General features: G+C 69.4%; 6 protein-coding genes. 3 read left to right on the top strand and 3 right to left on the bottom strand.

Annotated features, from left to right (window positions below):
* Positions 1-1,246, bottom strand: a 1,246-nt coding sequence (locus BZL64_RS12520) for a YibE/F family protein (RefSeq protein ID WP_425276038.1), incomplete at its 3' end; no start/stop codon positions are given.
* 802 nt (positions 1,247-2,048) lie between these two features.
* On the opposite strand from BZL64_RS12520, the gene thiC reads away from it, so the two are divergent.
* Complete coding sequence (gene thiC / locus BZL64_RS12515; RefSeq protein WP_086769086.1) at positions 2,049-3,875, top strand: phosphomethylpyrimidine synthase ThiC; 1,827 nt, start codon at positions 2,049-2,051, stop codon at positions 3,873-3,875.
* An 84-nt stretch (positions 3,876-3,959) separates the two neighbouring features.
* Here thiC and BZL64_RS12510 read toward each other — a convergent pair whose 3' ends face one another.
* On the bottom strand, positions 3,960-4,898 hold the full coding sequence (locus BZL64_RS12510; RefSeq protein ID WP_086769084.1) for an NADP-dependent oxidoreductase: 939 nt from the start codon (positions 4,896-4,898) through the stop codon (positions 3,960-3,962).
* 165 nt (positions 4,899-5,063) lie between these two features.
* Between BZL64_RS12510 and BZL64_RS12505 the strand changes: the two genes are divergently transcribed.
* Both BZL64_RS12505 and BZL64_RS12500 read left to right on the top strand, forming a co-directional pair.
* Positions 5,064-5,447 (top strand): winged helix-turn-helix transcriptional regulator, encoded by a 384-nt coding sequence (locus BZL64_RS12505; RefSeq protein WP_425276037.1) that lies wholly within the window; start codon positions 5,064-5,066, stop codon positions 5,445-5,447.
* A gap of 132 nt (positions 5,448-5,579) precedes the next feature.
* Positions 5,580-7,010 carry a VWA domain-containing protein gene (locus BZL64_RS12500; RefSeq protein ID WP_086769080.1) on the top strand — a complete coding sequence of 477 codons (1,431 nt, stop codon included), beginning with the start codon at positions 5,580-5,582 and terminating at the stop codon, positions 7,008-7,010.
* 88 nt (positions 7,011-7,098) lie between these two features.
* On the opposite strand, the gene BZL64_RS12495 is transcribed toward BZL64_RS12500, so the two are convergent.
* Positions 7,099-7,974 (bottom strand): hypothetical protein, encoded by an 876-nt coding sequence (locus BZL64_RS12495; RefSeq protein ID WP_086769078.1) that lies wholly within the window; start codon positions 7,972-7,974, stop codon positions 7,099-7,101.
* Between the last annotated feature and the right edge of the window lie 31 nt (positions 7,975-8,005).

Below are 8,005 nucleotides of genomic sequence, written 5' to 3'. Positions count from 1 at the left end.
AGTGCTTGCGGCGCCTGCCTTTGCCGCCCCGAGAGCTCGGAGCGGCGGGGCCAGCCGCTCCGGCCGACGCGGCCCCCGGCGTCACCGGGGCCGACTCGGGGGTGCCGGTTCCCGGCCGGTCCGCCGAGACCACGAGCGCGGCGAGCGCCGTGGTGACCGGAACAGACGCGACCAGACCGATCGAACCGATGAGCGTGCGCACGATCTCCGCGGCGACCAGTTCGCTGTTGGCGACCGTGCCGACGCTGCTCTCCGCGATGGAGAACAGCAGCAGAAGCGGCAGCGCGGCGCCGGCATAGGCGAGGACCAGCGTGTTGACCACGGACGCGATGTGGTCGCGGCCGATCCGGATACCCGCGCGGTACAGCCCGCGCCAGCCCATCGAGGGGTTGGCCTCGTGGAGTTCCCAGACCGCCGACGTCTGGGTGACCGTCACGTCGTCCAGGACACCGAGCGAACCGATGATGATGCCGGCCAGGAGCAGACCGCTCATGTCGATCGACGGATACAGACCGTGGATCAGACCGGTGTTGTCGTCCGTATTGCCGGTCAGCGCCGCCCAGTCGACGAACCAGGAGCCGAGGACACCGATCAGCAGCAGGGAGATGAGCGTGCCCAGTACGGCCACGGAGGTGCGGGCCGAGAGGCCGTGACACAGATAGAGGGCGATCAGCATGATGGCACTCGCCCCGACGATCGCCACAGCCAGCGGGTTCGAGCCTTGCAGGATCGCGGGCAGGACGAAGAAGTTCAGCACCATGAAGCTGATGGCCAGCGCGACCAGTGCCATGACACCCCGCAGTCGCCCGACGACCACGACGGCGACAGCGAAGATGATGGCGAGCAGGCCCAGCGGCACACGGCGGTTCACGTCGGTTACCGAGTACTGGAGGTCCTTCGGCGCGGAGGGCTCGTAGGCGACCACGACCTTCTGGCCCTCGTGCAACTGCCGTGACTGGTCCGGCTGGACGATCTCCGTGAACGTACGGCCCTTGTCCGAACCGGTGTCCACGCGGATCGTGGCCTTCTTGCAGGTGCCGTCCTCCTGCTGCTGTGCGGAGGAGCCCTCGGCGGTCGAGGTGTCGCCGGTGGGGGTGCCCCCCGAGGCATTCGCCGACGAGCAGCTGATGCTCTCGACCTTGGAGACCGTCGCCTGCTGTGTCTGCCGGTCGAAGCCGACGCCGGTGCGTTCGTGCGCCGGGGCACCGCCCGGCCACAGCACGACCAGGCCGACGAGCACGGCCACGCCGAAGGGGATAAGGACGGCCGCGATGACCTTGCGCAGATGCTGGGATACGGGGGTGGCCGGACCGTGACTGTGGCTGTGCCCGTGACCGCCGCCCGCACCGGGGCCGTGCCCGCCGTGTCCGCCGCCGTGCCCGTCACCCGGGCCGTGCCCACTGCCGTGGCCGTCGCCCGGCCTGTGCTCGTCACCCGGACCGGGGCCGTGTCCGTGGCCGGCGCCCCCGCCACCACCAGGGTTTCCACTTCCGTCACGGCCGCCTCCGTCACGGCCGCCTCCGTGGCCACCACCGGGGCCGTGCCCTCCGTCGCCGGGCCCATGTCCGGGTCCGCCGCCGGAGTCCGGGCCCGCACCCTGACCGCCGTCGGGCCCGAAACCATAACCGTCCTCGGGACGGAAAGTGGGCCCGGAACCGGGTCGGTGAGCGGGGCGGGGAACGGAAGCGCCACCGGGGCCGTACCCCTGTCCTTGCCCGGGGCGTCCGCCGGGAGGAATACCCGGCCCGCGGGGCTGTTCGGGCGGTGGGAACGGGGGATGGGGTGTCGTGGTCACCGCCCGATCATCGCAAGAACGACAGAGGCCCACTGTTCACCGCGCCACAAAGGACGCTAGCGTGGAGGCACCTTTGCACACGCGGGAGCTCGGAGCACCGGGCTGAGAGGGCGCTGACCTCCGTTTTCGCGATGTTTCACGTGGAACGTCACCACAACCGAGTGATGTTTCACATGACACGTCGGCAGACGGAAGCCGCTGCGTCGACCGCTGAACCTGTTACCGGGTAATGCCGGCGTAGGGAGTAGGTCTCATGACCAACAAGGACGCACGCACGCCTGCCTCCGCGCAGATCTCCGACGAAGTCTCTGTCGAGGTCTCTGCCGACGGGGAGGCCGGGAAGTCCATCGGATGGCACAAGGCGTATGTCGAGGGCACCCGCTCCGACCTGCGCGTGCCGGTCCGTCAGGTGCATCTCACCAACGGTCGGGCGGTCACGCTGTACGACACCTCCGGCCCCTACACCGATCCGCTCGTCGAGACGGACGTCCGCAGGGGGTTGCCGCCTCTGCGTGAGAACTGGGTCATCGGCCGTGGTGACACGGAGGAGTACGCGGGCCGACCCGTCCGTCCGGAGGACGACGGGATCAAGCACACCTCGCCGCGCGGCGGGCTGCGCAACCTCGACGCGGTCTTCCCGGGACGACCGCGTCTGCCGCGCCGGGGCCGGGACGGCCAGGCGGTCACTCAACTCGCGTACGCGCGCCGGGGCGAGATCACGCCGGAGATGGAGTACGTGGCCATCCGGGAGAACGTGGAACCCGAGGTCGTACGCGAGGAGATCGCTGCCGGACGCGCGGTGCTGCCGGCCAATATCAACCATCCGGAGATCGAGCCGATGATCATCGGCAAGCGGTTCCTGGTGAAGGTCAACGCCAATATCGGCAACTCGGCGGTGACCTCCTCCATCGAGGAGGAGGTCGAGAAGATGACCTGGGCGACCCGTTGGGGCGCCGACACGGTCATGGACCTGTCCACGGGCCGCAACATCCACACCACCCGCGAGTGGGTGCTGCGCAACTCCCCTGTCCCCATCGGTACGGTGCCGCTCTATCAGGCGCTGGAGAAGGTCGACGGCCGGGCCGAGGAGCTGACCTGGGAGATCTACAAGGACACGGTGATCGAGCAGGCCGAGCAGGGCGTGGACTACATGACCGTCCACGCGGGCGTGCGCCTGCCGTACGTCCCGCTGACGGCCAACCGCAAGACGGGGATCGTCTCCCGTGGCGGCTCGATCATGGCCGCCTGGTGCCTGGCCCACCACAAGGAATCGTTCCTCTACGAAAACTTCGAGGAACTCTGCGAGATCCTCGCGGCCTACGACGTCACGTATTCGCTGGGCGACGGTCTGCGGCCCGGTTCGATCGCGGACGCCAACGACGAGGCGCAGTTCGCGGAGTTGCGTACCCTCGGGGAACTCAACCGGATCGCGAAGCGTTTCCATGTTCAGACGATGATCGAAGGCCCGGGACATGTCCCGATGCACAAGATCAAGGAGAACATCGACCTTCAGCAGGAGATCTGCGATGAAGCTCCGTTCTATACGCTCGGCCCGCTGACGACGGACATCGCCCCGGCGTACGACCACATCACCTCCGGCATCGGTGCGGCGATGATCGCCTGGTGGGGCACGGCCATGCTCTGCTACGTCACGCCCAAGGAGCACCTGGGCCTGCCCAACCGTGACGACGTCAAGACCGGTGTCATCACCTACAAGATCGCCGCCCACGCGGCCGATCTCGCCAAGGGGCACCCCGGTGCGCAGGAGTGGGACGACGCGCTGTCCGACGCCCGGTTCGAGTTCCGCTGGGAGGACCAGTTCAACCTGGCCCTCGACCCGGACACCGCCCGGGAGTTCCACGACGAGACACTGCCGGCGGAGCCGGCGAAGACGGCTCACTTCTGCTCGATGTGCGGGCCGAAGTTCTGCTCGATGAAGATCAGTCAAAGCATCACAGCTCAGTTCGGCGGTACGGCGGCTGCGGGGGCGACGGCTGATGAGGTCGCTGAGGGGATGCTGCAGAAGTCGAAGGAGTTCGCCGAGAGCGGGAACCGGGTGTACCTGCCGATCGCCAACTGAGGTCAAGGTGGAGCGGTCCGCGTTTCCGAGACGGCCCAAGGGCGTCACGTGCAGCGCGGGCCCCACCCGGTTCGCTGAAGTCGGTCACGGCACGAGGACGATCTTGCCGGTGGTGCGCTTCGCCTCGATGGCGCGGTGAGCCTCGACGGCTTCGGCCAGCGGGTAGGTGCGCTGGACCATGACCCGCAGCCGCCCCGCCTCGATGCGGTCGGTGATCTGCTTCAGCAACTGACCGGAGGGCTCAGCCGTGACCCACGCATAGCGCAGGCCGCGGGCTGCGGCCTGCCGCTCGTCCGTTCCTGGGTCGATGGACGCTCCGATGAGCAGACCGTCCGGCCGGAGCACGTCGAGGGAGCGCGGGCCGTAGGAACCGCCGACCAGGTCCAGGACCGCGTCCACCGGAGCCATGGAGGTGCGGAAGTCCGTGGTGGTGTAGTCGATCAGTTCGTCGGCGCCCAGTCCGCTCAGGAGGTCATGGTTGGCCGCCCGCGCGGTGCCGATGACGTACGCCCCCAGTTCCTTGGCCAGTTGCACTGCCACGTGACCGACGCCGCCCGCCGCCGCGTGGATCAGTACCCGGTCTCCGGGCCGGACCTGCGCCAGTACGGCCAGCGCCTGCCAGGCGGTGACCGCGACCAGAGGCACGGCCCCGGCGTGCGCCAGGTCGATGTTCTTGGGCGCGAGAGCCAGTGCGTCGGCGGGCGCGGCGGTGAACTCGGCGTACGCGCCGCGCGGGGTGACGGCCAGCATGCCGTACACCTCGTCACCGGGAACGAACCGCGTCACGCCGTCACCGACCCGCTCGACGACACCGGCTACGTCGGTTCCCGGCGTCCACGGCAGGGTGACCAGGTCCGGCACACGGCCGGCCCGCAGAACCGCGTCGCCCGGGTTGACTCCGGCACCGGCGACCGTCAGCAACACCTCTCCGGGCCCGGGCTCCGGCACGTCGGTCTCGGTGTAGGCGAGCACCTCAGGACCGCCGAACGTGGACTGGACAATGGCGTGCATACGGGCGGACATGAGGACTCCTCGTCAGGGATCGCGGTGCGTTCCATGGTCGGCCCGAGCGATAACCCCGCGGAAGAAGGCACTTATCTGATACCGAGGTTCCTCATGGAAACTGGCTTCGACCTGAGGAAACACGGTGGTGTGGATGTCTTTCTACGAGACTGTCCCACCCGTGCCGTGCTGGAGCTGATCGCCGGCAAGTGGACCATGCTGGTGTTGGTGGCGCTGGAGGACGGTCGGCCCATGCGGTTCGCCGAACTGCGCCGACGGCTGGACGGCGTGACGTCGAAGGTGCTGACACAGACCCTGCGCGCACTGGAGCGCGAAGGCCTACTGATTCGCCGTGCGTATCCGACCGTCCCGCCGTGCGTGGAGTACCGGCTGACCAAGCTGGGCGAGGAGGTGGGCGGGCTGGTGCAGAGCATCACGGACTGGTCGCAGGCGAACATCGCCGCCATCCAGATCGCGCGGGAGGAGTTCGACGAGCGCACCACCCGCGGACCCGTGGGCTCCTACGGGTCGGAACATCGTCCGACGCTGAGCGGTGACGCTCCGGACTGATGGTGTCCTCGATGAAGATCCCCCTCGACCGGTGCGGTGGGCTGACGCGGTGGGTTGACGCCGTGGGCTGACGCGCAGGGAATCGTGCCAGGGCGGCGGTGCTTCTGGGCTGAGGGTCGGCAGACTGGGGGCATGACAGCGCGATCCATGAGCAAGGGCGCCAATCTGCCGGTCGATGTGCCGTCCGTCCGCGTCGAGATCAGTTGGTCCGAGCGGGGTGGCGGACCGGATGTGGATGTGTCGGCGCTGCTGCTGACCGCCGCCGGGAAGGTGCGTGACGACGCGGACTTCGTCTTCTACAACCAGCCCCGGCACGCTTCCGGCGCCGTCACCCACCTGGGTAAGCGGACCGCCGCCGGTGTCACCACCGACACGGTCGAGGTGGATCTGCGTTCGCTGGAGAGTTCCGTCGCGCGTGTGGAACTGTGCGCGTCCGCCGACGGCGGCACCTTCGGTCAGGTGGCCGCTCTGACGCTCAGGCTGCTCGATGCCGGGAGCCTGGCGGAGCTGGCGCGCTTCGAGATGCGGGGAGAGACGGAAACGGCGTTCATCGGAGGTGAGTTGTACCTGCGTGCCGGGCAGTGGAAGTTCCGCGCGGTCGGGCAGGGGTATGCCTCAGGGCTCGCCGGGCTGGCCACCGACTTCGGGATCAGCGTCGATGAGGAGCCCGCCGGCACGGCTGCCGACCCCGCGGCAACGGCCGTACGCATGCCGCCTCCGCCTTCGGCGCCGCCTCTGACCGCGTCGACTCCGGCCGCCTCCACCGCCGCGTCACCGCCGCCGCCTGTCGGGGGGCGGCTGACCAAGGGGGAGGAGCGGCTTCCGGCTGATATGCGCAAGCGGTTGACGCTGCGGAAGGAGCAGGTCGCGGTCAGTCTGAGGAAGAGCGGGGCCGCGGGAGTCAGCGCGCGGGTCGTGCTCGTGCTCGACGCGTCGGGGTCCATGTCCTTCCTGTACTCCGGCGGGGTGGTGGCCGACGTGGTCGAGCGGATGGCCGCCGTGGCGGCCGAGCTTGATGACGACGGTGAGATGCAGGCCTGGACGTTCGCCTCCGACCCGGCCCGACTGCCGGATCTGCGCCTGGGCGAACTCCCCGAGTGGCTGCGGCTGCATGTGCGGGTGGGGGAGATGAGCCTGTTCCGGCGGAGCAAGAAGCCGCGGAAGGGGCTGCAACCGGGTCAGGTGGACATGCGCTCGGTCGGCATCCAGAACGAGGAACAGAAGGTGATCGCCCAGGTCAGAGACTACGTGCGGGCGAATCCGGCGGCGGTGCCGACGCTGGTGCTGTTCTTCTCCGACGGAGGCGTCCACCGCGACGCCGCGATCGAGAAGGAGTTGCGCGCGGCGGCGGAGGAGCCGGTCTTCTGGCAGTTCGTCGGGCTCGGCCGCTCGAACTACGGCGTGCTGGAGCGGTTCGACACACTGCCCGGCCGACGTGTGGACAACGTCGGCTTCTTCGCCGTCGACGACATCCGCACGGTCCCGGACCAGGAGCTCTACGACCGTCTCCTGTCCGAGTTCCCGAGTTGGCTCACGGCCGCGGGGCAGGCGGGCATCCTCTGACCGGCATGCCGGCTGATGCCCGTACCCGCGTTCCCGCCGGCCCGGCCTACGGCCTGCGCTCCCAGGAGCGGGGGCGCAAGCCGGGGGCCTATTCCGGCTGGTGTTCCGGCCCGCCGAAGTCCGGGCTGGAGTAGTCCGGGCTGCTGTAGCTGGGGCGGGAGCCGGTCGAGTTTCCTTCGTCGGGGCTGCTGAAACCCGGACGGCCGTATCCGATCTTCGGCAGGCGGCCGGTGGGTGCCGGCGGGGTGGGGGCGGTGTCGAGTGCGGCACTCGTGCCGGGGTCGGCGAGCGCCTCGCGCAGGAAGGGCAGGATGCCCCGCTCCAGCAGGGCTTCCCGCCAGGCTTCCTTTGCGCGGTCCACCTCCTCGCTCAGTTCGCCGTACGGGCCGGCCTCCAGGGAAGGGCGGTTGCGCAGGGCGGTGAGCAGGAGGCCGACGGTGGCGACCAGGATCGCGGCCGCGGCCACGGCTCCGAACGTCCATCCGGTGGTGAGCATCGTCCTGGCGAACGCCGGCTCGGGGTCGAGCATCCGCAGGATGTAGCCGACGAGCAGGAAGATCACCGCGGCGGTCCCGGCGAGTACTGGGGTGAGGACGGCGGCGACGGCGACGGCGCCCGCTCCGACGGCCTCGGCGGCCTCCCCCATCGTGGCGGCGAGGCCCATCCCGCTCACGCCCGGCTCCCCGGTGCCGGACTCATGGCCGGCCGGGGACGGGGTGGACGGCGCGGGATGGCGCAGTTCGTCGCGGGCCTTCACATAGTGCTGGTACTCGGTCGCCGCGGACGCCGTGATGAGCGCGGAGGCGTTGAGTGCCATGGTGCGCAGTTGTTCGGGGTTGAGCCGCTGTCCCACGGCGGCCAGTTCCGGGTGGTGTGGTGCGGAGCGCAGCGCCTCGTCGAGGATCCGCTCGTACTCCTGGCGGTCCTCGCTGTGCAGGTGCTGCGGAACGCTGTTCATGTGCATCCCCCGATGCTCCGTAGGGCTTGGGGCTCGC

The sequence above is a fragment of the Streptomyces bobili genome, assembly GCF_002154575.1.
In the GTDB taxonomy this organism is placed as follows: domain Bacteria; phylum Actinomycetota; class Actinomycetes; order Streptomycetales; family Streptomycetaceae; genus Streptomyces; species Streptomyces bobili.
The sequence above is the reverse complement of the archived record's forward strand: the minus strand, read 5'-3'. Positions and strand labels throughout refer to the sequence as shown.

Coding starts and splice junctions, on each gene's coding strand:
- thiC (WP_086769086.1), top strand. CDS start 2,049: ATGACCAACAAGGACGCACGCACGCCTGCCTCCGCGCAGATCTCCGAC.
- BZL64_RS12510 (WP_086769084.1), bottom strand. CDS start 4,898: ATGTCCGCCCGTATGCACGCCATTGTCCAGTCCACGTTCGGCGGTCCT.
- BZL64_RS12500 (WP_086769080.1), top strand. CDS start 5,580: ATGACAGCGCGATCCATGAGCAAGGGCGCCAATCTGCCGGTCGATGTG.
- BZL64_RS12495 (WP_086769078.1), bottom strand. CDS start 7,974: ATGCACATGAACAGCGTTCCGCAGCACCTGCACAGCGAGGACCGCCAG.